Annotated in this window: 23 protein-coding genes, 1 other RNA gene and 1 other annotated feature; of the genes, 13 read left to right on the top strand and 11 right to left on the bottom strand. The window is 51.1% G+C overall.

Annotated elements, in window-relative coordinates; all coding sequences use genetic code 11:
- The first annotated feature begins 108 nt into the window (after positions 1-108).
- Together glnK and amtB are read left to right on the top strand one after the other, a co-directional pair.
- Entirely contained in the window at positions 109-447 is a 339-nt protein-coding gene (glnK, locus tag C1192_RS10385) for a P-II family nitrogen regulator (RefSeq protein WP_000780338.1), read from the top strand.
- A 29-nt stretch (positions 448-476) separates the two neighbouring features.
- Positions 477-1763, top strand: a complete 1287-nt coding sequence (gene amtB, locus C1192_RS10380; protein WP_000685045.1) for an ammonium transporter AmtB — start codon at positions 477-479, stop codon at positions 1761-1763.
- A gap of 181 nt (positions 1764-1944) precedes the next feature.
- On the opposite strand, the gene tesB is transcribed toward amtB, so the two are convergent.
- Positions 1945-2805, bottom strand: coding sequence for an acyl-CoA thioesterase II (gene tesB, locus C1192_RS10375; RefSeq protein WP_000075873.1), 861 nt, complete (start codon positions 2803-2805; stop codon positions 1945-1947).
- A gap of 218 nt (positions 2806-3023) precedes the next feature.
- Between tesB and C1192_RS10370 the strand changes: the two genes are divergently transcribed.
- Positions 3024-3596 (top strand): YbaY family lipoprotein, encoded by a 573-nt coding sequence (locus C1192_RS10370; RefSeq protein ID WP_000779815.1) that lies wholly within the window; start codon positions 3024-3026, stop codon positions 3594-3596.
- 30 nt (positions 3597-3626) lie between these two features.
- Here the strand turns inward: C1192_RS10370 and C1192_RS10365 are convergent, their stop codons facing one another.
- On the bottom strand, positions 3627-3938 hold the full coding sequence (locus C1192_RS10365; protein WP_038354581.1) for an MGMT family protein: 312 nt from the start codon (positions 3936-3938) through the stop codon (positions 3627-3629).
- A gap of 162 nt (positions 3939-4100) precedes the next feature.
- Here C1192_RS10365 and ffs point away from each other — a divergent pair.
- Together ffs and C1192_RS10355 are read left to right on the top strand one after the other, a co-directional pair.
- Positions 4101-4197: signal recognition particle sRNA small type (gene ffs, locus C1192_RS10360), an RNA gene on the top strand.
- A gap of 120 nt (positions 4198-4317) precedes the next feature.
- On the top strand, positions 4318-4671 hold the full coding sequence (locus C1192_RS10355; protein WP_000878149.1) for a DUF1428 domain-containing protein: 354 nt from the start codon (positions 4318-4320) through the stop codon (positions 4669-4671).
- A 36-nt stretch (positions 4672-4707) separates the two neighbouring features.
- On the opposite strand, the gene pdeB is transcribed toward C1192_RS10355, so the two are convergent.
- From pdeB to acrA, 7 genes are all read right to left on the bottom strand, one after another.
- Positions 4708-6258 carry a cyclic di-3',5'-guanosine monophosphate phosphodiesterase PdeB gene (gene pdeB, locus C1192_RS10350; protein ID WP_038354588.1) on the bottom strand — a complete coding sequence of 517 codons (1551 nt, stop codon included), beginning with the start codon at positions 6256-6258 and terminating at the stop codon, positions 4708-4710.
- A 163-nt stretch (positions 6259-6421) separates the two neighbouring features.
- Positions 6422-6892 (bottom strand): YlaC family protein, encoded by a 471-nt coding sequence (locus C1192_RS10345; protein ID WP_001515897.1) that lies wholly within the window; start codon positions 6890-6892, stop codon positions 6422-6424.
- Between the two features lie 114 nt (positions 6893-7006).
- Positions 7007-7558 (bottom strand): maltose O-acetyltransferase, encoded by a 552-nt coding sequence (gene maa, locus C1192_RS10340; protein WP_000102537.1) that lies wholly within the window; start codon positions 7556-7558, stop codon positions 7007-7009.
- A 171-nt stretch (positions 7559-7729) separates the two neighbouring features.
- On the bottom strand, positions 7730-7948 hold the full coding sequence (hha, locus tag C1192_RS10335; protein WP_001280991.1) for a hemolysin expression-modulating protein Hha: 219 nt from the start codon (positions 7946-7948) through the stop codon (positions 7730-7732).
- Between the two features lie 4 nt (positions 7949-7952).
- Positions 7953-8348, bottom strand: a complete 396-nt coding sequence (gene tomB / locus C1192_RS10330) for an Hha toxicity modulator TomB (RefSeq protein WP_000344801.1) — start codon at positions 8346-8348, stop codon at positions 7953-7955.
- A gap of 556 nt (positions 8349-8904) precedes the next feature.
- Entirely contained in the window at positions 8905-12054 is a 3150-nt protein-coding gene (gene acrB / locus C1192_RS10325; RefSeq protein ID WP_001132495.1) for an efflux RND transporter permease AcrB, read from the bottom strand.
- A 22-nt stretch (positions 12055-12076) separates the two neighbouring features.
- A complete protein-coding gene (gene acrA / locus C1192_RS10320; RefSeq protein ID WP_001515899.1) occupies positions 12077-13270 on the bottom strand; it encodes a multidrug efflux RND transporter periplasmic adaptor subunit AcrA in 1194 nt (397 codons plus the stop codon).
- A 141-nt stretch (positions 13271-13411) separates the two neighbouring features.
- Between acrA and acrR the strand changes: the two genes are divergently transcribed.
- Complete coding sequence (gene acrR, locus C1192_RS10315; protein ID WP_038354582.1) at positions 13412-14065, top strand: multidrug efflux transporter transcriptional repressor AcrR; 654 nt, start codon at positions 13412-13414, stop codon at positions 14063-14065.
- Positions 14066-14186: 121 nt separating this feature from the next.
- Positions 14187-17549, top strand: coding sequence for a mechanosensitive channel MscK (mscK, locus tag C1192_RS10305; RefSeq protein ID WP_000177768.1), 3363 nt, complete (start codon positions 14187-14189; stop codon positions 17547-17549).
- Between the two features lie 203 nt (positions 17550-17752).
- On the opposite strand, the gene rsmS is transcribed toward mscK, so the two are convergent.
- Together rsmS and priC are read right to left on the bottom strand one after the other, a co-directional pair.
- On the bottom strand, positions 17753-17920 hold the full coding sequence (rsmS, locus tag C1192_RS10300) for a pleiotropic regulatory protein RsmS (protein ID WP_000051145.1): 168 nt from the start codon (positions 17918-17920) through the stop codon (positions 17753-17755).
- A gap of 13 nt (positions 17921-17933) precedes the next feature.
- Entirely contained in the window at positions 17934-18461 is a 528-nt protein-coding gene (gene priC / locus C1192_RS10295; RefSeq protein WP_038354583.1) for a primosomal replication protein N'', read from the bottom strand.
- 69 nt (positions 18462-18530) lie between these two features.
- Between priC and C1192_RS10290 the strand changes: the two genes are divergently transcribed.
- The 6 genes from C1192_RS10290 (at position 18531) to htpG (ending at position 24634) form a co-directional block, all read left to right on the top strand.
- Complete coding sequence (locus C1192_RS10290) at positions 18531-18899, top strand: DUF454 family protein (RefSeq protein ID WP_001188908.1); 369 nt, start codon at positions 18531-18533, stop codon at positions 18897-18899.
- Positions 18900-19060: 161 nt separating this feature from the next.
- Positions 19061-19612 carry an adenine phosphoribosyltransferase gene (apt, locus tag C1192_RS10280; RefSeq protein WP_038354584.1) on the top strand — a complete coding sequence of 184 codons (552 nt, stop codon included), beginning with the start codon at positions 19061-19063 and terminating at the stop codon, positions 19610-19612.
- A 118-nt stretch (positions 19613-19730) separates the two neighbouring features.
- A complete protein-coding gene (gene dnaX / locus C1192_RS10275) occupies positions 19731-21662 on the top strand; it encodes a DNA polymerase III subunit gamma/tau (RefSeq protein WP_038354585.1) in 1932 nt (643 codons plus the stop codon).
- Positions 20995-21059, top strand: a sequence feature (DnaX frameshifting element). Its footprint overlaps the gene before it by 65 nt.
- A gap of 52 nt (positions 21663-21714) precedes the next feature.
- Positions 21715-22044 carry a YbaB/EbfC family nucleoid-associated protein gene (locus tag C1192_RS10270; protein ID WP_001515903.1) on the top strand — a complete coding sequence of 110 codons (330 nt, stop codon included), beginning with the start codon at positions 21715-21717 and terminating at the stop codon, positions 22042-22044.
- Positions 22044-22649, top strand: a complete 606-nt coding sequence (gene recR / locus C1192_RS10265; protein ID WP_001195021.1) for a recombination mediator RecR — start codon at positions 22044-22046, stop codon at positions 22647-22649. Before C1192_RS10270 ends, recR begins: the two co-directional genes overlap by 1 nt.
- Positions 22650-22759: 110 nt before the next feature.
- Positions 22760-24634: a molecular chaperone HtpG gene (gene htpG / locus C1192_RS10260; protein ID WP_000678206.1), complete on the top strand. Its 1875-nt coding sequence runs from the start codon at positions 22760-22762 to the stop codon at positions 24632-24634.
- Positions 24635-24653: the final 19 nt, after the last annotated feature.

The following is a 24653-nucleotide window of genomic DNA, read 5'->3' as shown; positions in this document are numbered from 1 at the left end:
ATCACCTTTGCGTCCTGCTTTCCCTCTCGTTTTTCATTTCTGGCACACCGCTTGCAATACCTTCTTCGTGTAGCAGAACCATTACCGAATTCTGACCGGAGGGGATCTATGAAGCTGGTGACCGTGATAATCAAACCATTCAAGCTGGAAGACGTTCGTGAAGCGTTATCTTCCATTGGCATCCAGGGCCTGACCGTCACTGAAGTGAAAGGTTTCGGGCGTCAGAAAGGGCATGCTGAGCTGTACCGTGGCGCGGAATACAGCGTCAATTTCCTGCCAAAAGTAAAAATCGATGTGGCGATTGCCGATGATCAACTCGATGAAGTGATCGATATCGTCAGCAAGGCGGCTTACACCGGAAAAATTGGCGACGGCAAAATCTTTGTCGCTGAATTGCAACGCGTCATTCGTATCCGTACCGGCGAAGCCGACGAAGCGGCGCTGTAATCTCTGGCACACAGCAACAGGACTGAAAAATGAAGATAGCGACGATAAAAACTGGGCTTGCTTCACTGGCGATGCTGCCAGGACTGGTAATGGCTGCTCCTGCGGTGGCAGATAAAGCCGACAATGCGTTTATGATGATTTGTACTGCGCTGGTGCTGTTTATGACTGTTCCGGGTATCGCGCTGTTTTATGGTGGCCTGATTCGCGGTAAAAACGTGCTGTCGATGCTGACACAGGTGACCGTGACCTTTGCATTGGTTTGTATTCTCTGGGTGGTTTACGGCTACTCACTGGCGTTTGGCGAGGGCAACAACTTCTTTGGCAACATTAACTGGTTAATGTTGAAAAATATCGAATTGACCGCGGTAATGGGCAGTATCTATCAGTATATCCACGTGGCGTTTCAGGGATCGTTTGCCTGTATTACCGTTGGCTTGATCGTCGGGGCGCTGGCGGAGAGGATTCGCTTCTCGGCAGTGTTAATCTTCGTGGTGGTGTGGTTGACGCTCTCTTACATTCCGATTGCGCATATGGTCTGGGGAGGCGGTTTGCTGGCTTCCCACGGTGCGCTGGATTTTGCCGGTGGCACAGTGGTGCACATTAACGCCGCAATCGCCGGTCTGGTAGGCGCGTATCTGGTCGGTAAACGCGTGGGCTTTGGCAAAGAGGCGTTTAAACCGCACAACCTGCCGATGGTCTTTACCGGAACTGCCATTCTTTATATCGGGTGGTTTGGTTTTAACGCCGGGTCTGCGGGCACGGCAAACGAAATTGCGGCACTGGCGTTTGTTAACACCGTGGTAGCAACGGCGGCGGCAATTCTTGGCTGGATCTTCGGTGAATGGGCACTGCGCGGTAAACCTTCTCTGCTGGGGGCTTGCTCTGGTGCGATTGCCGGTCTGGTCGGCGTGACGCCTGCCTGTGGTTACATTGGTGTTGGCGGCGCGTTGATTATCGGCGTGGTAGCTGGTCTGGCAGGCTTGTGGGGCGTGACTATGTTGAAACGTCTGCTGCGGGTGGATGATCCCTGCGATGTCTTCGGTGTACACGGCGTTTGCGGTATTGTCGGCTGTATCATGACCGGAATTTTTGCCGCCAGTTCGCTGGGCGGTGTGGGCTTCGCGGAAGGTGTGACGATGGGCCATCAGGTGTTGGTACAACTGGAAAGTATCGCCATTACGATCGTCTGGTCTGGTGTGGTGGCGTTTATCGGCTACAAACTGGCGGATTTGACGGTTGGCCTGCGTGTACCGGAAGAACAGGAACGTGAAGGGCTGGACGTCAATAGCCACGGCGAAAATGCCTATAACGCGTAACCTGCAATCAAATACAAATTTGCCTGATGCGCTGTGCTTATCAGGCCGACAATAAAAATCACAATTTATTGAATTTACAAGAGTTGGTAGGCCGGATAAGGCGTTTACGCCGCCACCGGCATCAACAAAAGCACGTTACCAACAATCTGACAGCCGGACGGTTTTCACCTCCGGCTGTTTTTTAATTGTGATTACGCATTACCCCTTCCTGAACGGTCGAGGCAATCAGCATGCCGTCCTGGGTATAAAACTCACCACGCACAAATCCGCGGGCACTGGACGCTGACGTGCTCTCCACGCTATACAGCAGCCATTCGTTTAGATTAAACGGTCGATGGAACCACATGGAATGGTCGATGGTAGCAATTTGAATCCCCGGTTCGAGAAAACCGATACCGTGCGGCTGTAAAGCTACTGGCAAGAAATTGAGGTCAGAGGCATAACCGAGCAGGTACTGATGAACGCGCAGATCATCCGGCACGCTGCCGTTCGCGCGGATCCACACCTGACGATGGGGGGCTGCGACGTGGCCTTTCAGTGGGTTATGAAACTCCACCGGACGGACTTCCAGCGGACGATCACAGATAAATTTATCTTTCAGCACTGGCGGTAACAAGTGGGCCAGCGACTGGGCGATTTGCGTTTCCGAAGGCAGACCATCAGGCGCAGGGGCTGGAGGCATCTCTTTTTGGTGTTCGAAACCCGCTTCCGGTGCCTGGAAAGAGGCCGTCATATAAAAGATCGGTTTGCCGTTTTGAATAGCAGCCACACGACGGGCGCTGAAACTGTTGCCGTCGCGCAGCGTTTCGACATCGTAAATAATCGGCTTTTTACTGTCGCCAGGGCGAAGAAAGTAGCTGTGGAACGAATGCACCAGACGCTCTTCGGGAACTGTCTCTTTTGCAGCATACAGCGCCTGACCCACGACCTGGCCACCAAACACCTGGCGTAAACCTAAATCTTCACTCTGGCCGCGAAAGAGTCCTTCCTCAATTTTTTCCAGATTCAACAATGTCAGTAAATTTTTTAAGGCCTGACTCATATTAACTCTCCAGTAACAAAGCTGCCGCAGCAAGCCAAAGTGAGTTGAGTATAACGCAATTTTTCTACTGGTCCGATGGGTGCAATGGTCTGAATTACTGGCTAAATGCAGGCGTTAATACGTGACATGTGCCACACTTATTGACGTTACTATTTTGTTAACCACTCTTCCGGCGAGGAAAGTTAGCCCGCTGGTGCATTGATAATAAGGAGAAGTGAATGAAACTCGTGCACATGGCCAGTGGTTTAGCGGTTGCGATTGCGTTGGCGGCTTGCGCGGATAAAAGCGCGGATATCCAGACGCCAGCACCGGCTGCAAATACGTCTATTGCAGCGACACAGCAACCTGCTATACAACAACCGAATGTTTCCGGTACGGTCTGGATCCGTCAGAAAGTCGCACTGCCGCCTGACGCCGTGCTGACCGTGACACTTTCTGACGCGTCGTTAGCGGATGCGCCTTCTAAAGTTCTGGCGCAGAAAGCAGTACGTACCGAAGGTAAACAGTCACCGTTCAGTTTTGTTCTGCCATTTAACCCGGCAGACGTTCAGCCGAATGCGCGTATCCTGTTGAGTGCGGCGGTTACCGTCAACGACAAACTGGTGTTTATCACCGATACCGTTCAACCGGTGATCAATCAGGGCGGAACCAAAGCTGACCTGACATTAGTGCCGGTTCAGCAAACCGCCGTGCCGGTTCAGGCCAGCGGTGGCGCAACAACCACTGTACCGTCGACTTCCCCGACACAAGTGAATCCGTCTTCGGCAGTTCCAGCACCTACGCAATACTAAGCGCCATTAACCCTCTCCGTCCGGAGAGGGTTAATAAATCCAGCGATAACGCTGCAAGTCGATTTGCCCGCTTCCCGACACCATCACACCTTCTGCCTGCAACGCCTGCCGCTGACGCTGTAAATCTGGGCCGGTTAACGAAATTGTGCCATGGCGATTAACCACCCGGTGCCAGGGCAAGGTGCTGCCTTCGGGTAGGCGCTTTAACACAGCGCCTACCTGGCGCGCGGCGCGGGGTGATCCTGCCAGTTTTGCGACATCACCGTAGGTGGTGACATAGCCTTCGGGAATAGCGGCTACGATTTGCCAGACGCGTTGGGGAAATGAATCTTCTTTTTCCATCTTTTCTTCCTGAGGTAATTTTTCAGCATAATCTGGAAAAACGCCTGAGTGAAGCCGCATTGCGCAAGAAAGCAGCATCTGGCACGCAATGGGTTGCAATTAGCAGGGGCAGCAGTGATAATGCGCCTGCGCGTTGGTTCTCAACGCTCTCAATGGGGGCTCTGTTGGTTCTCCCGCAACGCTACTCTGTTTACCAGGTCAGGTCCGGAAGGAAGCAGCCAAGGCAGATGACGCGTGTGCCGGGATGTAGCTGGCAGGGCCCCCACCCATTTCTGTTTCCCCGCCGTTTCGTCAAAAAATCTCAATGTGGCTAAACTTTAATCACGACTGACGCTGCAGGAATTGCCTGACTGCGCAGTACGCTTCGGAGGAGTTTCTGATGAAGTATGTTGATGGGTTTGTTGTTGCTGTTCCTGCCGAAAATAAGGATGCCTACCGGGAAATGGCCGCAAAGGCCGCGCCACTGTTTAAAGAGTTTGGCGCGCTTCGCATTGTCGAATGTTGGGCCAGCGATGTGCCAAACGGCAAAGTGACCGATTTTCGCATGGCAGTGAAAGCGGAAGAGAATGAGGAAGTGGTGTTTAGCTGGATTGAATATCCTTCAAAAGAGGTCCGCGACGCTGCCAATCAAAAAATGATGTCTGACCCACGGATGAAAGAGTTCGGTGAATCAATGCCGTTTGATGGCAAACGGATGATTTACGGTGGGTTCGAGTCAATCATCGACGAGTAGCGTGACGGGCTGTGCGGCGTGCCGCCAGCCCCTAATTCAGAGATGCTGTTTTGCCCAGATAATGAAATCTTCTTTTGGCAAAGCTTTGCTGTACAACCAGCCCTGACCGTAGTGCACACCATGCTGGCGTAGCCACTCTTCCTGTTTGCTGGTTTCGATGCCTTCCGCCACCATTTTCAGCTTCAGCGTTTTTGCCATTTCGATGATATGCGGGGTGACATTTTTATATTCCAGTGCGTCAACGAAGGATTTATCTATTTTCAGAATATCGACATCCAGATCCTGCAAATAACTTAAGCTCGAATAACCAGTACCGAAATCATCCAGATAAATATCATGACCGGCTTCCCGGTAGCGAGAAATGATCGGAGCGCTGGTTTTCGGATCGGCAAACTCGCGCTCTGTGAGTTCAAGCGCGATCTGTTTAGGGTTAACTTGGTAGTGGTTGATCATTTTCCCCAGGAGTTGCGGAATTTTTTCCGATATGAGCACAGTAGATTCCAGATTGATTGAAATATGCTGGTTCGGGTGTTGTCGCAGCCAGTCGCCCATATCTTCAAATACGTTTCTTATAATCAGCAGCGTCAGTGGTTCAGAAAGACCCGTTTGCTGTGCCAGCGGGATGAAACTATCCGGTGACAACCAGCTACCGTCCGTCTGTGGCCAACGTGCCAGTGCTTCGGCACCGACAATTTTGCCATTGGCTAAGGAGACAATCGGCTGATAATGTACGCAAATATCACGGTTTTCGATGGCATCTTGCAGTCGGTGATGCGGTGACTGGAGGCGGCGCAAAATACGAAGCACAAATATCGCTGCCAGCAGACCAATTAATAACCCAACAGGTAACCAAATAAAAACCTGCCGATACCAGCTTGTTTGCAACATTTTCGTTGGAGCCCAGGTGATGATGGAAATATTCATCTCCGGGAGGGGCTGGATGTCGTAAATAATTCCATTATTTTCGATATGCTCACCGGGCGTTTTTTGTAGTTGGGTAATAATGCCCCGGGCAATTTCATCGCTGCTGGTTATGACAGTATTATGGGCATTGCCAATAATGGCGGCATCAATTTGCCATGAGCTATAAGGAATTACGTCGATAAAGGAGGCAGGATCGATCATTACTACGTAATGTGCGGTTCCCATAGCAACCATGTAACGGGTGATACCTAAGTCGTTGTGCGAGGTTAACCAGACACGATAACCCTCTTTTGAAATCCTCCCCGGCTCCGGGAAGGTATCCGGTGGGCTTTCGTGTTCCAGAGAAGAGCACTGGGGAATGTTGTTATCGATATAGACCACTTCCTGAATATAGCGATAGCTGTATGAAACCCGGCGCATTTCCATGAGATGTTCTTCACTACAGGCTCCACCTTGCCATCTTTCCAGCTCTTGCAGCGCATCTTTTCCTTGCATCGCTACTTTATTGGCCCGAATAGCGACACGGGAAGAATAGGTATTCAACTCCTCAATAAATGACGCTTCTACCTGCTGATGGGCCAACCAGACGCTTAAGCCGACAGGCAGCAGTACTGAAAGTATAAGTACACCTGAAATCAGGCTGACCAGATGTCGTGTTCTCACCAGCATGTCCTTATTAACACAGTGTAGGGAAAGTATATCTGATCGTGAAAAAAGGCTGGCAAGAGATCAGTGGTTAGGACGGGGATTTCATGCAGTGACAGGTGGCAACGATCGTTGTCAATTGACCAGGCGTAGAGGTTTACGCCTGGTGGGAAAACCTAACTTAAGATGTTACTTCGGTGCGGGTGAGGGTGAATATATCGTAAAAAGACAGTTCACCTTTACGGGCGATCATTTTTTGCAGTTGTTCTTTGTGGATATTCGCGACACGCGGCGAGTTCAGTATGGCTTCAACCAGCGCAGCAGGGACAAATCGCGTGTTATACCATTCGCCGTTATAGCAAACCCGAAAATCGAGCACGTCGATATCTTCATAGCGGTAGCGTGGGTAGACATCGAAAAAGAAGAAACCGTTAAGCAGGATGAATAACACAACCAGTAGCCAGACTGAATCTGACAGCGTTTGGGACTGCAACATTACCGCCAGTGTGGCAAAAAAAGCAACATACATGCCGATAAACAGCCCCGGATGTTTGCGGATAAAACTGATACTAAAGCGGGGTTTGTTGTCGCGTTTTTCGCGCGTATTCAGAGAATCAATCGTTTCGGTTAGCAGGCGTTGTATTTCAGTCATCTTTTGCCTTCGTGGTATCTGCAACTTTCCAGTGAACACCCTATTTTAACGTGGGAATGATATGAAGAAAGTAACAGATTTGCCACAATTTTGCATAACAGTTGCTAATTGTAGTTACAACTTTTTAATGATTCTGGCTGGGTTGCCGCCCACGACGACGTTGTCCGGGATATCTTTTGTGACGACCGCACCTGATGCCACTACGACGTTATCGCCAATGGTAACGCCCGGGTTAATGATGGCACGCCCCCCAATCCAGACGTTATTACCGATAGTCACCGGTTTCCCCAGTTCACCACCAGCATTACGTTCTACAGGATCGACAGGGTGTGTAGCGGTATAAATATGAACGCCCGGAGCCAGAATGCAATTATCGCCAATACGAATAGGGCAGACATCAAGCATTACGCAATCGAAGTTTGCGTAAAACCCTTTACCGAGGAAAATGTTATAGCCATAGTCGCAACGAAAGGAAGGCTCAATATACGCATCCGCAACCTGGCCGAGTAAATCGGTGAGAATTTGTTGGCGTAGTGATTGATCTTCCGGCGCGGAATGGTTGTATTGGTGAATAAGCTGACGAGCGCGCAGGCGATCGCGAGATAAAGTCTCATCTGCCGAGCAATACAACTCACCAGCAATCATCTTTTCTTTTTCTGTGCTCATTACAAACATCCTGGTTGCTGAAAATGCGGCAACACAGTAATGCAAAAAGCCAATGAAGAGAACGTTCCCGTTACTTCTGTGTGATGGAGATCACATGAGGAATGTCTTCATGGAAAAAATAGAATATACTTAATAAACAGACTGTTATAGCCTGATTTTATACTAATTGAGTTATCGAATAAATTTCCACACCGAGGAAGGGATCTTGTCGTAAAGCTTATTCATGGTCAATTCTGCAAGGCGGTGATCTGCGGCTGAGTAAAATACCGCCAGTTCATTATCTGATAATTCGTATTTATTTTTCTCGATAACACGTTCCAGCGTGTCAATTGTCTGACAACGACGCAAACGCATCAAATAATCGGTTTTTGTTAAAGGTTTATCGGACATACTTCTACCCATGGTTGTAATAATTCGAACAAGATAAACTTGCAGGATTCTCTTTCGTGGCATTCACGAAACAACGGAACAGTCGGTTACCTGACTTCCGCCATTTCTGGAGATCCTGCATATTAATACCATAACTACTGAACAACATAAAGGTGTCGTCCAGATATTCATCTATCTGCTCAATGAGCTTATTGTCTTCATTATACTTAATTTTGTAATTAAGTGCGAAGGTTGCAATATGCTCAATGAGTTCATTAAGTTGCAGATTGATAGCCGAGGTAGGGTCGTTAACCCAACCATGATTGCTTTCTTCAAGGTTTGCAAGACAGTCATGATACAGGGTTTCGCAAAGAAACTTAAGCTGTGCAATATCATGTCTTTTTGGTGAGTATTCATCCATAACGCGTCCCCTTCTTAGCGATTGAACTAACGGACACCTTTCGGGATGGGAAAACTTACTGACCTGGACTTGCCCTCACATTTGTTAGATTAACTATAATCCACTCTTTGAAGGTTTTCATCGCATTATTACGAAAAATTACAATTAGGAGGAGGAGAGGGAAAAGGCTTACTTCTTCATCCTGGCACCAACCACGTAAAGCCTAAAGCAGTTAGTTTGATGCTATTCATAACGTAATCAGGATTCTCGCATCGCGGCTGATAAAATGGTATGGGAATTTGTCACACTAATACCCAGGATTGCTCTGATTATGATGTAATTGACATGAATAAATAAAGAATTGCCGCAAATAATTAAGAATAGCCTCTAGATGTCTATGGGTTATTATACCTATTAGCGCGACTTAATATAAATTAACTAACAATAGGCATTTTTTATGAATTTTATGCCGCGTTAAAACTACCCTCCGTTTGAAACCTTAGCTGTAAACATTGTGACTTTAAGATTATACGTATTAAAAAGGCCGCTTACGCGGCCTTAGTGATTACGAGTTTTATCAATGATGATCGACAGTATGGTTGTGTTCGATATCTTCATTCTTGCGGCTAAAGCGGCGGCGAACCACCACAAAGAACACCGGAACGAAGAAGATCGCCAGTACCGTTGCGGTCACCATGCCGCCCATTACACCAGTACCAACTGCGTTCTGTGCGCCGGAACCAGCACCAGTACTGATAACCAGCGGCATAACACCGAGGATAAACGCCAGTGAAGTCATCAGGATCGGACGTAAACGCATTCGCACCGCATCCAGAGTAGCTTCAATCAGACCTTTACCTTCTTTATCCATCAAGTCTTTGGCGAATTCGACGATAAGTATCGCGTTCTTCGCTGACAACCCAATAGTTGTGAGCAGGCCCACCTGGAAGTAAACGTCGTTGGTTAAGCCACGGAAGGTGGCTGCCAGCAATGCACCGATAACCCCCAGCGGAACAACCAGCATAACGGAGAACGGAATTGACCAGCTCTCATACAGTGCCGCCAGACACAGGAACACGACAATCAACGAAATCGCGTACAGCGAAGGTGCCTGGTTACCGGAGAGGCGTTCCTGATAGGACATCCCCGTCCAGTCGTAGCCAACCCCCGTAGGCAGCTTACTCGCCAGTTGTTCCATCAGCGCCATCGCTTCACCGGTACTCTTACCCGGTGCCGCCTGACCTAAGATCTCCATGGATGGCAGACCGTTGTAACGTTCCAGACGCGGCGAACCGTATTCCCAATGTGAAGAGGAGAACGCTGAGAATGGCACCATCTGACCATCAGCAGCACGAACATACCAGTTACCGATATCTTCCGGCAGCATGCGGTATTTCGCTTCTGACATTACGTAAACTTTCTTCACACGACCGCGGTCGATAAAGTCGTTCACGTAGCTGCCGCCCCATGCAGCCCCCAGGGTGGTGTTAATGTCGTTAATAGAAACACCCAGTGCCTGAGCTTTTTCCTGGTCGATATCAATCTTAAACTGCGGCGTATCTTCCAGGCCGTTCGGACGCACGCTGGTCAGCAGATCAGGGTGCTTCGCTGCTTCGCCCAGCAACTGGTTACGTGCCTGGGTCAGTTTTTCGTGGCCGAGGCCCGCCTGGTCAATCAGCTCAAAGTCAAAGCCGGTTGCCGTACCCAGTTCCACAATCGCTGGCAGGTTAAAGGCGAACACCATCGCATCTTTAATTTGCGAGAAGGCACGCGTTGCACGCGTGGTAATCGCTTCAACTTTGTTCTCATCACCCGGACGGTCAGCCCAGTCCTTCAACGAAACGAACGCAATACCCGTGTTCTGACCACGTCCTGCAAAGCCGAAGCCGTTAACGGCGAACACCGATTCAACGTTGTTCTTTTCTTTGGTCAGGTAGTAATTCGTCACCTCGTTGAGCACTTTTTGCGTGCGTTCTTGTGTTGCACCTGCAGGCAGTTGGACCATGGTCATAAACACGCCCTGGTCTTCATCTGGCAAGAAGGAGCTTGGCAGACGCACGAACAGATAGGCCATGCCGACAACAATGATCAGATACAGCACCAGATAACGCCCCGTACTGCGCAGAATACCGCCTACGCTGTCGGTATAGTGGTGCGTGCTCTTTTCGAACATGCGGTTAAACCAGCCGAAGAAGCCTTTTTTACCTTCCCCATGATCGCCTTTAGCGATAGGTTTTAGCATGGTCGCACAAAGCGCCGGAGTCAGGATCAACGCCACCAGTACTGACAATGCCATTGCGGAAACAATGGTAATGGAGAACTGACGATAGATTGCACCAGTTGAGCCGCCAAAGAAGGCCATCGGTATAAATACAGCCGACAGCACCATCGCGATACCAACCAGTGCGCCCTGAATCTGCCCCATTGACTTACGAGTGGCTTCTTTCGGCGGCAGACCTTCTTCTGCCATCACACGTTCAACGTTTTCTACCACAACGATGGCGTCATCCACCAACAGGCCGATAGCGAGCACCATCCCGAACATTGTTAGCGTGTTTATCGAGAAGCCAAAGGCAGCAAGGACGGCAAATGTTCCCAGCAATACCACCGGTACAGCAATGGTCGGAATCAACGTCGCGCGGAAGTTCTGCAAGAACAGATACATTACCAGGAACACGAGGATGATTGCTTCGACCAGGGTTTTCACTACTTCGTGAATGGAGATTTTCACGAACGGCGTAGTGTCGTATGGATAAACGATTTTCAGACCCGACGGGAAAAACGGCTCCATCTTCGCCAGTTCAGCCCGGATTGCTGAGGCGGTATCCAGCGCGTTTGCACCGGTCGCCAGCTTGATACCCAGACCAGAAGCCGGTTGTCCGTTAAATTCCGCGATGATGTCGTAGTTTTCACCACCCAGCTCAATTTTCGCCACATCACGCAGCAGTACGCGGGAACCATCCTGATTCACTTTCAGCAGAATTTTGCCGAACTCTTCAGTGGAGGTCAGACGCGTCTGAGCAATAATAGAGGCGTTAAGCTGCTGGCCTTTAACCGGCGGCGTACCACCGAGCTGACCGGCAGCTACCTGGGCGTTCTGTGCTTTGATTGCGGTAATAACATCAACCGGCGTTAACTGGTATTTGTTCAGTTCATTCGGGTTCATCCAGATACGCATCGCGTACTGGGAACCGAACAACTGAACGTCACCGACGCCCGATGTACGGCTGATGGCATCTTTCATATTTGCCGCTACGTAGTCAGAGATATCCTCCTGCGTCATGGTGCCGTCGGTGTTGATAACGCCGACAACCATCAGGAAGCTACTGGAAGATTTCTCAACACTCACCCCTTGCTGCTGTACTTCCTGCGGCAGTAACGGCATTGCCAGTTGCAGTTTGTTCTGCACCTGAACCTGCGCGATATCCGCATCAGTACCAGACTCAAAGGTCAGAGTGATCTGCACAGTACCCGTGGAGTCACTATTGGATGACATGTACATCAGGTTATCGATACCGTTCATATTCTGTTCGATAACCTGTGTAACAGTATCCTGCACTGTTTTTGCATCAGCGCCAGGATAGGAAGCGGAGATCGTTACTGCCGGCGGTGCAATCGTAGGATATTGCGCCACCGGCAGTTTGAGGATCGCCAGCCCCCCTGCCAACATGATGATGATGGCGATCACCCACGCAAAAATCGGGCGATCAATAAAGAAATTAGGCATGTCTTAACGGCTCCTGTTTAAGTTAAGACTTGGACTGTTCAGGCTGAGCACCGCTTGCGTCTTGCTGGTTGTTATCAGCGGTTATCTCTTGTGCTTTCACCTGGACACCAGGACGCACTTTCTGCAGCCCACTTACTACTACGCGTTCGCCTGCTTTCAGACCCTCAGTCACCAGCCACTTATCGCCAATGGCCTGGCTGGCGACGATCGGACGAGTTTCCACTTTGTCATCCGCGCCAACCACCAGTACGGTAGCTTCGCCGCGTGGTGTACGAGTTACCCCCTGTTGTGGAACTAAAATGGCGTTTGGATTAAGCCCTTCTTCCAGACGTGCACGCACGAACATACCCGGCAGCAGGGTGTGATCCGGGTTCGGGAAAATGGCGCGTAACGTGATAGATCCGGTGGTCTGATCGACGGTAACGTCAGAGAACTCCAGCGTACCATCCTGCGGGAACTTAATACCGTCACTGGTGATCAGCGACACTTTAGCTTTGCCGTTCTCTTGCTTCAGTGTGCCGTTAGCGAGTTCCTGTTTCAGACGCAGGAAGTCGTTACTGGACTGAGTCACATCAACGTAGATCGGATCAAGTTGTTGCACGGTTGCCAGCGCAGTCGCCTGACCGTTTTGCACCAATGCGCCTTCCGTCACGTTCGATTTACCAATACGGCCGGTAATCGGAGAGGTGACTTTGGTATAAGCCAGATTGATTCGTGCGGTTTCAACCGCCGCTTTCGCCGCAGTGACAGCAGCATTTGCCTGTTGTGCATCTGCCAGTGCCTGATCGTACTCCTGCTTACTGATGTACTGAGTACCCAGCAGCTTCTGGTAACGATTAACAGTCAACTGCGCGATATTGGCTGCTGCTTGCGCTTTAGCCAGATCGCCTTTTGCACTATCGTAAGCTGCCTGGTAGGTAGCAGGATCAATCTGATAGAGAGATACCCCCGCTTCGATGTCGCTACCTTCTTTGAAATTACGCTTCAGGATGATCCCGCTAACTTGAGGACGAACTTCTGCGATCCGGAAAGCACTGGTGCGGCCCGGAAGCTCGGTTGTGATCTGCAGAGGTTCAGTTTTGACTGTTACTACCCCAACGGCGGGCATCTGCTGGCCACCTTGTTGGGCCTGTTTGTCGTCACATCCTGTAAGCGCTAAGCTGCCTGAGAGCATCAGAACGATCGCCAGAGGCGTAAACCCTCTGTTTTTGTTCATATGTAAACCTCGAGTGTCCGATTTCAAATTGGTCAATGGTCAAAAGTCGATAAACCCATTGCTGCGTTTATATTATCGTCGTGCTATGGTACATACATTCATAAATGTATGTAAATCTAACGCCTGTAAATTCACTAACATATGGCACGAAAAACCAAACAAGAAGCGCAAGAAACACGCCAACACATCCTCGATGTGGCTCTACGTCTTTTCTCACAGCAGGGGGTATCATCCACCTCACTGGGAGAGATTGCAAAAGCAGCAGGCGTTACGCGTGGTGCAATCTACTGGCATTTTAAAGATAAGTCGGATTTATTCAGTGAGATCTGGGAGCTGTCAGAATCCAATATTGGTGAACTAGAGCTTGAGTATCAGGCAAAATTCCCTGGCGATCCACTCTCTGTGTTAAGAGAAATACTAATTCATGTTCTTGAATCGACGGTGACAGAAGAGCGGCGGCGCTTATTGATGGAGATTATATTCCATAAATGCGAATTTGTCGGAGAAATGGCAGTCGTTCAGCAGGCACAACGTAATCTCTGTCTTGAAAGTTATGAGCGTATAGAACAAACGTTAAGACATTGTATTGAAGCGAAAATGCTGCCCGCGGATTTAATGACGCGTCGCGCAGCAATTATTATGCGCGGCTATATTTCCGGTTTAATGGAAAATTGGCTGTTTGCCCCGCAATCTTTTGATCTCAAAAAAGAAGCCCGCGATTACGTTGCTATATTGCTGGAAATGTATCTCCTTTGTCCCACGCTTCGTGCACCTGCCGCCAACGAAAAATCCTGAATCAGACTCCAGGATTTATCCTGGACATTTTCGCTGTTGCTATTCTGGTTCTCCACGCCGTGCTATTCTAGCCGCTTGACTATTTCAGGTCGTTCTTCAGGTTCAGAAACCTTCACTCATCATGACTATGTTCCAGTATTACAAACGATCACGACATTTTGTTTTTTCAGCATTTATTGCTTTTGTTTTGGTCTTGTTATGCCAGAACACGGCCTTTGCGCGGGCGTCATCGAATGGTGATCTACCGACGAAAGCGGATCTACAGGCACAACTTGACTCGCTTAATAAACAAAAAGATCTTTCTGCCCAGGATAAGCTGGTACAGCAAGATGTTACTGACACATTAGCCACTCTTGAGAAAATCGAGCGTGTAAAAGAAGAAACGGTGCAATTACGGCAAAAAGTTGCCGAAGCACCAGAGAAAATGCGCCAGGCGACTGCTGCGTTAACTGCGCTTGGCGATGTGGATAACGACGAAGAAACCCGTAAGACGTTGAGTACGCTGTCGTTACGTCAGTTGGAGTCTCGCGTTTCGCAGGCGCTGGACGAGTTGCAAAACGCACAAAACGATCTGGCTTCTTATAACAGCCAGTTGGTTTCATTACAGACGCAGCCCGAACGCGTGCAAAATGCGATGTATACCGCCTCGCAGCAGTTGCAACAAATTCGCAGCCGTCTGGATGGCACTGAGGTTGGTGAGGCGGCTTTACGTCCCAGCCAGAAAGTGTTGATGCAGGCGCAGCAGGTTTTGCTGAATGCCGAGATTGACCAGCAACGTAAAAGCCTGGAAGGGAACACCGTCTTACAGGATACCCTACAAAAGCAACGCGATTACGTGACGGCGAACAGCACGCGTCTGGAACATCAACTGCAACTGTTGCAGGAGGCGGTGAACAGCAAGCGCCTGACATTAACTGAAAAAACAGCGCAGGAAGCGGCAACGCCGGACGAAGCTGCACGTATTCAGGCTAACCCGCTGGTGAAGCAGGAACTGGAAATTAACCAGCAATTAAGTCAGCGTCTGATTAGCGCCACAGAAAACGGCAATCAGTTGATGCAGCAAAACATCAAAGTTAAAAACTGGCTGGAGCGGGCGCTGCAATCGGAACGCAATATTAAAGAGCAGATTTCTGTCCTGAAGGGCAGCCTGCTGTTGTCCCGTATTCTTTACCAACAACAACAAACGCTGCCGTCGGCGGATGAACTGGAAAACATGACCAACCGCATCGCGGATTTGCGTCTCGAACAGTTCGAAGTCAACCAGCAACGTGATGCACTGTTCCAGAGCGATGCTTATGTGGCCAAACTGGAAGAGGGCCATGCTAACGAAGTCAACGATGAAGTCCGTGACGCACTGTTGCAAGTGGTAGATATGCGTCGTGAACTGCTGGATCAGCTAAACAAACAGTTGGGTAACCAACTGATGATGGCCATTAACCTGCAAATCAACCAGCAGCAGTTAATGAGCGTGTCGAAAAACCTGAAATCTATCCTGACCCAGCAAATTTTCTGGGTGAACAGTAACCGTCCGATGGACTGGGACTGGATTAAGGCGTTCCCGCAAACGCTGCAGGATGAATTCAAGTCGATGAAAATTACGGTGAACTGGGAAAAAGCCTGGCCCGCCGTATTTATCGCTTTCCTTGCCGGTTTACCGCTGCTGTTAATTGCCGGGCTGATCCACTGGCGTCTGGGTTGGCTGAAAGCGTATCAGCAAAAACTGGCTTCCGCCGTAGGTTCCCTGCGTAACGATAGCCAGCTCAACACACCAAAAGCGATTCTTATCGACCTGATTCGCGCGCTGCCGGTGTGTCTGATTATTCTCGCCGTTGGTCTGATTCTGCTGACCATGCAGCTCAACATCAGTGAATTACTGTGGGCGTTCAGCAAAAAACTGGCGATTTTCTGGCTGGTGTTTGGCCTGTGCTGGAAAGTGCTGGAGAAAAACGGCGTTGCGGTTCGTCACTTTGGTATGCCAGAGCAACAGACCAGCCACTGGCGTCGGCAGATTGTTCGCATCAGCCTCGCGTTGTTGCCAATCCATTTCTGGTCTGTGGTAGCAGAACTCTCCCCGCTGCATTTGATGGATGATGTGCTGGGGCAGGCGATGATTTTCTTTAACCTGCTGCTGATCGCCTTCCTGGTGTGGCCAATGTGCCGTGAAAGCTGGCGTGATAAAGAATCCCACACCATGCGTCTGGTCACCATTACCGTGCTGTCGATCATCCCGATTGCGCTGATGGTGCTGACTGCAACAGGCTATTTCTACACTACGCTGCGCCTCTCCGGGCGTTGGATTGAAACGGTGTATCTGGTAATCGTCTGGAACTTGCTGTACCAGACAGTGCTGCGTGGGTTAAGCGTGGCGGCACGGCGTATCGCCTGGCGTCGTGCGCTGGCGCGTCGGCAGAATCTGGTGAAAGAAGGGGCCGAAGGTGCCGAGCCGCCGGAAGAGCCAACCATCGCGCTGGAGCAAGTCAACCAGCAGACGTTGCGTATTACGATGTTGCTGATGTTTGCGCTGTTTGGTTTGATGTTCTGGGCGATTTGGTCCGATTTAATCACCGTATTCAGCTATCTCGACAGCATCACCCTGTGGCATTACAACGGCACTGAAGCCGGGGCTGCGGTGGTGAAAAATGTGACGATGGGCAGCCTGCTGTTTGCGATTATCGCCTCAATGGTGGCCTGGGCGCTGATCCGCAACCTGCCAGGTTTGCTGGAAGTGCTGGTGCTGTCGCGGCTGAATATGCGTCAGGGCGCGTCGTATGCCATTACTACCATCCTTAACTACATCATCATAGCCGTTGGCGCGATGACCGTGTTTGGGTCGCTTGGCGTATCGTGGGATAAACTCCAGTGGCTGGCGGCGGCATTATCTGTAGGTCTGGGTTTTGGTTTACAAGAGATCTTCGGTAACTTTGTCTCGGGTTTGATCATCCTGTTCGAACGTCCGGTGCGCATTGGCGACACAGTAACCATCGGCACTTTCTCCGGGACGGTCAGTAAGATCCGTATTCGTGCTACCACCATTACAGATTTCGATCGCAAAGAAGTGATTATCCCGAACAAAGCGTTTGTTACCGAGCGTCTGATCAACTGGTCGTTAACCGACACCACCACCCGTCTGGTGATCCGCCTCGGTGTGGCTTACGGTTCTGATCTGGAAAAAGTACGCAGAGTACTGCTTCAGGCGGCGGCGGAGCATCCAAGGGTGATGCACGAACCCATGCCGGAAGTCTTCTTCACTGCGTTTGGTGCCAGCACGTTGGATCATGAGCTGCGTTTGTATGTTCGTGAACTGCGTGACCGCAGCCGCACTGTCGATGAACTGAACCGCACCATTGATCAGTTGTGCCGCGAAAACGACATCAACATTGCCTTTAACCAGCTTGAAGTGCATCTGCACAACGAGAAGGGCGATGAAGTGACTGAAGTGAAGCGCGACTACAAAGGCGATGATCCGACGCCTGCGGTAGGGTAATAACAAAAGGGGCAGCATTGAGTTGCCCCGAGATTACTGACAAAGTGCGCGTTGTTCATGCCGGATGCGGAGTGACCGCCTTATCCGGCCTACAAAACCGCGAAAATTCATTATATTGCAGGAGCGGTGTAGGCCTGATAAGCGTAGCGCATCAGGCAGTTTTGCGTTTACCAGCAATCTGTGGGGACATTTAGCGGCCCCATTTATTTATCACTTTTCGCCTCATCATCGTGCGTTAATTTCTTTTCATAATCGCGTTTTACAATATCCAGTGCGCGCAGCACGGTGCGGGCTGGGATCTGATTTTCTTCCAACAGCACAATCAAATCGACGGCCAGTTTCACATCGTCAGGGGCATTTTCCAGTGACATATTTTCTCCATTGTTAGCGAGTTAAACGCGCTAACCTGTTTTCGATTTTTTCCAGCGCATGGCGGCACCGAACCAGGCGTGCTTCATAGGCTTCAACCTCACGATGCAGCGTCTGCTGCTCGACTAAATCGGTCGCCTGTGCCAGACGTGCTTTACGCTCGGCAACCATCTCACGTAGCCGCCGCTCAAACTCCTGATGCTGAATGCGTTTACGCTGCCAGCGGGCGATTTTCGGCGGCGCGCTGTCCCATTCGCGCAGCGACCAGGACGCCGCTTCACGGGCAATTGCTTCCAGTTGAGCTACCAGATGTTCCGCCAGCCAGGCCACTTGTGGCAGTTGTTGCCGTTCGACCGCGTGATGAAGCGCGGTCAGGTTGTCCCCAGCCTCAGCCAGACACGCCTGTAACGTCGTCGCGCGAGTCTGAAAAAGATGCCGGTCGAAACGGGCGCTTAGCGTGCCAAACTGCGCCACCGGGGCACAACGCTGGCGCAGCATGGCGAGCTGACCTTCCAGTTTTTCCAGCAGCAGGGTAGTTTTCACGATAAGACCTCAATGAAAATGATAATTGTTATGCTAAAGTAGCCACTCTGTAAGCTGACAACACTTAATATGCAACGAATCATTTTAATCATCATTGGCTGGCTGGCGGTAGTGCTGGGTACGCTGGGCGTGGTATTACCGGTATTACCGACGACGCCGTTTATCCTGCTGGCTGCCTGGTGTTTTGCTCGTTCTTCCCCGCGCTTTCACGCCTGGTTGCTGTACCGCTCATGGTTTGGTAGCTATTTACGCTTCTGGCAGAAATATCATGCAATGCCACGCGGTGCAAAGCCCAGAGCGATTTTACTGATCCTCGTAACCTTTGCGATTTCGTTGTGGTTTGTACATATGATGTGGGTACGCATCCTGCTATTGATCATCCTCGGTTGTTTGTTGATTTTTATGTGGCGAATCCCGGTGATTGATGAAAAGCAATAAAAACGGCGAAGCACAACAATCGCTGTTGCAATTATCGCCCACAGCCAGTACATTCTGGCGTTTTCGAGCACAGGCGCAGGCGGTCAAAGGTTAAACAAAAGTTACTTTTGATACGTTTAAAACGCGCCGTGAGTACCACCGTAACAAGCAGGCATACACTTATGACCGCGACTGCACAGCAGCTTGAGTATCTCAAAAATAGCATCAAAAGCATTCAGGACTACCCAAAACCCGGCATTCTGTTCCGTGATGTCACCAGCTTACTGGAAGACCCGAAAGCTTACGCTCTCAGCATCGACCTGCTGGTTGAGCGTTACAAAAATGCGGGTATTACCAAAGTTGTGGGCACCGAAGCACGTGGCTTCTTGTTTGGTGCTCCGGTAGCATTGGGCCTGGGCGTAGGTTTTGTACCGGTACGTAAACCGGGCAAATTGCCGCGCGAAACCATCAGTGAAACTTACGACCTGGAATATGGCACCGATAAACTGGAAATCCATGTTGATGCCATTAAACCAGGCGACAAAGTGTTGGTCGTAGACGATTTGCTGGCAACTGGCGGCACCATTGAGGCGACCGTGAAGCTGATCCGTCGTCTGGGTGGCGAAGTCACCGACGCTGCGTTCATCATTAATCTGTTCGATCTCGGCGGTGAACAGCGTCTCGAAAATCAAGGTATCACCTGTTATAGCCTTGTCCCGTTCCCGGGCCACTAATTTTTGCCAGCCCGCGTCGTGGGCAGTACAAGATGTACATTCAGCCTCGCCGTTCTGACGGGGCTGTGTTAGCATTACCCCTTCGTGAATCCACCTTCCAGCGTTTCAGAGCCTGCCAATGAGTTATCAGGTCTTAGCCCGAAAATGGCGCCCACAAACCTTTGCTGACGTCGTCGGCCAGGAACATGTGCTGACCGCACTGGCGAACGGCTTGTCGTTAGGGCGTATTCATCATGCTTATCTTTTTTCCGGCACCCGTGGCGTCGGAAAAACCTCTATCGCCCGACTGCTGGCGAAGGGACTAAACTGCGAAACCGGCATTACCGCAACGCCGTGCGGCGTATGCGATAACTGCCGTGAAATCGAGCAGGGGCGCTTTGTCGATCTGATTGAGATCGATGCCGCCTCGCGCACCAAAGTCGAAGATACCCGCGACCTGCTGGATAACGTCCAGTACGCGCCAGCGCGTGGTCGTTTTAAAGTTTATCTGATCGACGAAGTGCATATGCTGTCGCGCCACAGCTTTAACGCACTGCTAAAAACCCTTGAAGAGCCACCGGAGCACGTCAAGTTCCTGCTGGCAACGACCGATCCGCAGAAATTGCCGGTGACGATTTTGTCACGCTGTCTGCAATTTCATCTCAAGGCGCTGGATGTCGAGCAAATTCGCCATCAGCTTGAGCACATCCTCAACGAAGAACATATCGCTTACGAGCCGCGGGCGTTGCAATTGCTGGCGCGCGCCGCTGAAGGCAGCTTGCGAGATGCCTTAAGTCTGACCGACCAGGCGATTGCCAGCGGTGACGGTCAGGTTTCAACCCAGGCGGTCAGTGCGATGCTGGGTACGCTTGACGACGATCAGGCTCTGTCGTTGGTTGAAGCGATGGTTGAGGCCAACGGCGAGCGCGTAATGGCGCTGATTAACGATGCCGCAGCCCGTGGTATCGAGTGGGAAGCGTTGCTGGTGGAAATGCTCGGCCTGCTGCACCGCATTGCGATGGTCCAGCTTTCGCCTGCCGCGCTGGGTAACGACATGGTGGCCATCGAACTGCGGATGCGTGAACTGGCGCGCACCATACCGCCGACGGATATTCAGCTTTACTATCAGACGCTGTTGATTGGTCGCAAAGAATTACCGTATGCGCCGGATCGCCGCATGGGCGTTGAGATGACGTTGCTGCGCGCGCTGGCATTCCATCCGCGTATGCCGCTACCCGAACCGGAAGCGCCGCGCCAGTCCTTTGCGCCCGTCGCGCCAACGGCGGTAATGACGTCATCGCAAGTGCCGCCGCAGCCGCAATCAGCGCCGCAGCAGGCACCGACCGTACCGCTCTCAGAAACCACCAGCCAGGTGCTGGCGGCGCGTCAGCAACTGCAGCGCGCACAGGGAGCGACCAAAGCAAAAAAGAGTGAACCGGCAGCCGCTACCCGCGCGCGGCCGGTGAATAACGCTGCGCTGGAAAGACTGGCTTCGGTCACCGATCGCGTTCAGGCGCGTCCGGTGCCATCGGCGCTGGAAAAAGCGCCAGTCAAAAAAGAAGCGTATCGCTGGAAGGCTACCACCCCGGTGATGCAGCAAAAAGAAGTGGTCGCCACACCGAAGGCGCTGAAAAAGGCGCTGGAGCATGAAAAAACGCCGGAACTGGCGGCAAAGCTGGCGGCAGAAGCCATTGAACGCGATCCGTGGGCCGCTCAGGTGAGCCAACTTTCGCTACCAAAACTGGTCGAACAGGTGGCATTAAATGCCTGGAAAGAGGAGAACGGCAACGCGGTATGTCTGCATTTGCGTTCCTCCCAGCGGCATCTGAATAACAACGGTGCACAGCAAAAACTGGCTGAAGCGTTGAGCACATTAAAGGGTTCAACGGTTGAACTGACTATCGTTGAAGATGATAATCCCGCGGTGCGCACGCCGCTGGAGTGGCGTCAGGCGATATACGAAGAAAAACTTGCGCAGGCGCGCGAGTCCATTATTGCGGATAATAATATTCAGACCCTGCGTCGATTCTTCGATGCGGAGCTGGATGAAGAAAGTATCCGCCCCATTTGATCGTAAGCACAGCTTATGATCGTCATCCTTAACGTGATTGAGAGAGAAACCTATGTTTGGTAAAGGCGGTCTGGGCAACCTGATGAAGCAGGCCCAGCAGATGCAAGAAAAAATGCAGCAGATGCAGGAAGAAATCGCGAAGCTGGAAGTGACCGGTGAATCCGGCGCAGGTCTGGTGAAAGTGACCATCAACGGCGCGCACAACTGCCGTCGTGTTGAGATCGATCCAAGCTTGCTGGAAGATGACAAAGAGATGTTGGAAGATCTGGTGGCTGCGGCATTCAACGACGCAGCACGTCGCATCGAAGAAACTCAGAAAGAAAAAATGGCCTCTGTTTCCTCCGGAATGCAGTTGCCACCAGGCTTTAAGATGCCGTTCTGATGCAAACCAGCCCGCTGTTAACACAGCTTATGGAAGCACTGCGCTGTCTGCCGGGCGTTGGCCCGAAGTCGGCGCAGCGTATGGCGTTCACGCTGCTTCAGCGCGATCGTAGCGGCGGGATGCGTCTGGCGCAGGCGCTCACCCGGGCGATGTCGGAAATCGGTCACTGCGCCGATTGTCGCACCTTTACCGAACAGGACGTGTGTAACATCTGTTCAAATCCGCGTCGTCAGGAAAATGGCCAAATCTGCGTGGTGGAGAGTCCGGCGGACATCTACGCCATTGAACAGACCGGGCAGTTTTCAGGCCGCTATTTTGTGTTGATGGGGCACTTGTCACCGCTGGATGGCATTGGCCCGGACGATATCGGTCTCGATCGCCTGGAACAGCGTCTGGCAGAGGAAAAAATCACTGAAGTGATCCTCGCAACTAACCCGACGGTCGAAGGTGAAGCTACTGCCAACTATATTGCCGAGCTTTGCGCGCAATATGACGTTGAAGCCAGTCGAATTGCGCATGGCGTACCGGTTGGCGGCGAACTGGAAATGGTTGATGGCACCACGCTGTCACACTCTCTTGCCGGACGCCATAAGATTCGTTTTTAAGCAAACGAGAGCAGGAGCACCTGCTCTCGCTTGAAATTATTCCTCCTTGTCCCCATCTCTCCCTCATCCCGTTTTTAACCTTAAAAATGGCATTATTGAGGTAGACCTACATGAAAGGACAAGAAACTCGTGGTTTTCAGTCAGAAGTGAAGCAGCTTCTGCATCTGATGATCCATTCTCTCTATTCCAATAAAGAAATTTTCCTGCGTGAGCTTATCTCTAACGCCTCCGATGCGGCGGACAAGTTGCGTTTCCGTGCGCTCTCTAATCCGGATCTGTACGAAGGTGATGGCGAACTGCGCGTTCGTGTCTCTTTCGATAAAGACAAGCGCACGCTGACCATCTCTGATAACGGCGTGGGGATGACCCGTGATGAAGTGATCGATCATCTGGGTACTATCGCTAAATCCGGCACCAAATCATTCCTCGAATCGCTGGGTTCCGACCAGGCAAAAGATAGCCAGTTGATCGGCCAGTTTGGTGTTGGTTTCTACTCTGCGTTTATCGTTGCCGATAAAGTGACCGTGCGCACCCGTGCGGCAGGCGAAAAACCAGAAAACGGCGTGTTCTGGGAATCTGCGGGCGAAGGTGAATACACCGTTGCCGACATCACCAAAGAAGATCGCGGTACTGAAATCACCCTGCATCTGCGTGAAGGTGAAGATGAGTTCCTTGATGACTGGCGCGTACGCTCCATTATCAGCAAATACTCTGACCATATCGCGCTGCCGGTAGAGATCGAAAAACGCGAAGAGAAAGACGGCGAAACCGTTATTTCCTGGGAGAAAATCAACAAAGCGCAGGCGCTGTGGACGCGTAACAAGTCGGAAATCACTGACGAAGAGTACAAAGAGTTCTACAAACATATCGCCCACGACTTTAACGATCCGCTGACCTGGAGCCACAACCGCGTCGAAGGTAAGCAGGAGTACACCAGCCTGCTGTACATCCCGTCGCAGGCACCGTGGGATATGTGGAACCGCGATCACAAACATGGCCTGAAACTGTACGTACAACGCGTGTTCATCATGGACGACGCAGAACAGTTTATGCCGAACTATCTGCGCTTCGTGCGTGGTCTGATTGACTCCAGCGATCTGCCGCTGAACGTTTCCCGTGAAATCCTTCAGGACAGCACGGTAACGCGTAACCTGCGCAATGCGCTGACCAAACGCGTTCTGCAAATGCTGGAAAAACTGGCGAAAGACGATGCGGAAAAATACCAGACCTTCTGGCAGCAGTTTGGCCTGGTGCTGAAAGAAGGTCCGGCAGAAGATTTCGCCAACCAGGAAGCGATTGCCAAACTGCTGCGTTTTGCTTCTACCCATACCGACTCTTCTGCGCAGACCGTGTCTCTGGAAGACTATGTTTCCCGCATGAAAGAAGGGCAGGAGAAAATCTACTACATCACCGCAGACAGCTATGCGGCAGCGAAAAGCAGCCCGCATCTGGAATTGCTGCGTAAGAAAGGCATCGAAGTCCTGCTGCTTTCCGACCGCATCGATGAGTGGATGATGAACTATCTGACTGAGTTCGACGGTAAACCGTTCCAGTCTGTGTCTAAAGTTGATGAGTCGCTGGAAAAATTGGCTGACGAAGTCGATGAAAGCACGAAAGAAGCAGAAAAAGCGCTGACGCCGTTTATCGATCGTGTGAAAGCACTGCTGGGCGATCGTGTGAAAGATGTGCGTCTGACTCACCGTCTGACCGATACGCCAGCGATCGTTTCGACCGACGCCGACGAAATGAGCACCCAGATGGCGAAACTGTTCGCCGCGGCGGGTCAGAAAGTGCCGGAGGTGAAATATATCTTCGAACTGAACCCGGATCACGTGCTGGTGAAACGTGCGGCAGATACTGAAGATGACGCGAAGTTCAGCGAATGGGTAGAACTGCTGCTGGATCAGGCGCTGCTGGCAGAACGTGGTACGCTGGAAGATCCGAACCTGTTTATTCGTCGTATGAACCAGCTTCTGGTTTCCTGATGTAATACCGGATGTAACG

It is taken from the genome of Escherichia marmotae (assembly GCF_002900365.1).
Taxonomy (GTDB): domain Bacteria; phylum Pseudomonadota; class Gammaproteobacteria; order Enterobacterales; family Enterobacteriaceae; genus Escherichia; species Escherichia marmotae.
The sequence above is the reverse complement of the archived record's forward strand: the minus strand, read 5'-3'. Positions and strand labels throughout refer to the sequence as shown.

What these genes read in the sequence shown, in the direction of transcription:
- tomB (WP_000344801.1), bottom strand. Translation starts at nt 8,348, where the DNA reads ATGGATGAATACTCACCAAAAAGACATGATATTGCACAGCTTAAGTTT.
- amtB (WP_000685045.1), top strand. Translation starts at nt 477, where the DNA reads ATGAAGATAGCGACGATAAAAACTGGGCTTGCTTCACTGGCGATGCTG.
- C1192_RS10365 (WP_038354581.1), bottom strand. Translation starts at nt 3,938, where the DNA reads ATGGAAAAAGAAGATTCATTTCCCCAACGCGTCTGGCAAATCGTAGCC.
- maa (WP_000102537.1), bottom strand. Translation starts at nt 7,558, where the DNA reads ATGAGCACAGAAAAAGAAAAGATGATTGCTGGTGAGTTGTATTGCTCG.
- rsmS (WP_000051145.1), bottom strand. Translation starts at nt 17,920, where the DNA reads ATGTCACTGGAAAATGCCCCTGACGATGTGAAACTGGCCGTCGATTTG.
- htpG (WP_000678206.1), top strand. Translation starts at nt 22,760, where the DNA reads ATGAAAGGACAAGAAACTCGTGGTTTTCAGTCAGAAGTGAAGCAGCTT.
- glnK (WP_000780338.1), top strand. Translation starts at nt 109, where the DNA reads ATGAAGCTGGTGACCGTGATAATCAAACCATTCAAGCTGGAAGACGTT.
- C1192_RS10345 (WP_001515897.1), bottom strand. Translation starts at nt 6,892, where the DNA reads ATGACTGAAATACAACGCCTGCTAACCGAAACGATTGATTCTCTGAAT.
- C1192_RS10270 (WP_001515903.1), top strand. Translation starts at nt 21,715, where the DNA reads ATGTTTGGTAAAGGCGGTCTGGGCAACCTGATGAAGCAGGCCCAGCAG.
- dnaX (WP_038354585.1), top strand. Translation starts at nt 19,731, where the DNA reads ATGAGTTATCAGGTCTTAGCCCGAAAATGGCGCCCACAAACCTTTGCT.
- acrA (WP_001515899.1), bottom strand. Translation starts at nt 13,270, where the DNA reads ATGAACAAAAACAGAGGGTTTACGCCTCTGGCGATCGTTCTGATGCTC.
- C1192_RS10370 (WP_000779815.1), top strand. Translation starts at nt 3,024, where the DNA reads ATGAAACTCGTGCACATGGCCAGTGGTTTAGCGGTTGCGATTGCGTTG.
- C1192_RS10290 (WP_001188908.1), top strand. Translation starts at nt 18,531, where the DNA reads ATGCAACGAATCATTTTAATCATCATTGGCTGGCTGGCGGTAGTGCTG.
- acrR (WP_038354582.1), top strand. Translation starts at nt 13,412, where the DNA reads ATGGCACGAAAAACCAAACAAGAAGCGCAAGAAACACGCCAACACATC.
- recR (WP_001195021.1), top strand. Translation starts at nt 22,044, where the DNA reads ATGCAAACCAGCCCGCTGTTAACACAGCTTATGGAAGCACTGCGCTGT.
- apt (WP_038354584.1), top strand. Translation starts at nt 19,061, where the DNA reads ATGACCGCGACTGCACAGCAGCTTGAGTATCTCAAAAATAGCATCAAA.
- tesB (WP_000075873.1), bottom strand. Translation starts at nt 2,805, where the DNA reads ATGAGTCAGGCCTTAAAAAATTTACTGACATTGTTGAATCTGGAAAAA.
- mscK (WP_000177768.1), top strand. Translation starts at nt 14,187, where the DNA reads ATGACTATGTTCCAGTATTACAAACGATCACGACATTTTGTTTTTTCA.
- hha (WP_001280991.1), bottom strand. Translation starts at nt 7,948, where the DNA reads ATGTCCGATAAACCTTTAACAAAAACCGATTATTTGATGCGTTTGCGT.
- acrB (WP_001132495.1), bottom strand. Translation starts at nt 12,054, where the DNA reads ATGCCTAATTTCTTTATTGATCGCCCGATTTTTGCGTGGGTGATCGCC.
- C1192_RS10355 (WP_000878149.1), top strand. Translation starts at nt 4,318, where the DNA reads ATGAAGTATGTTGATGGGTTTGTTGTTGCTGTTCCTGCCGAAAATAAG.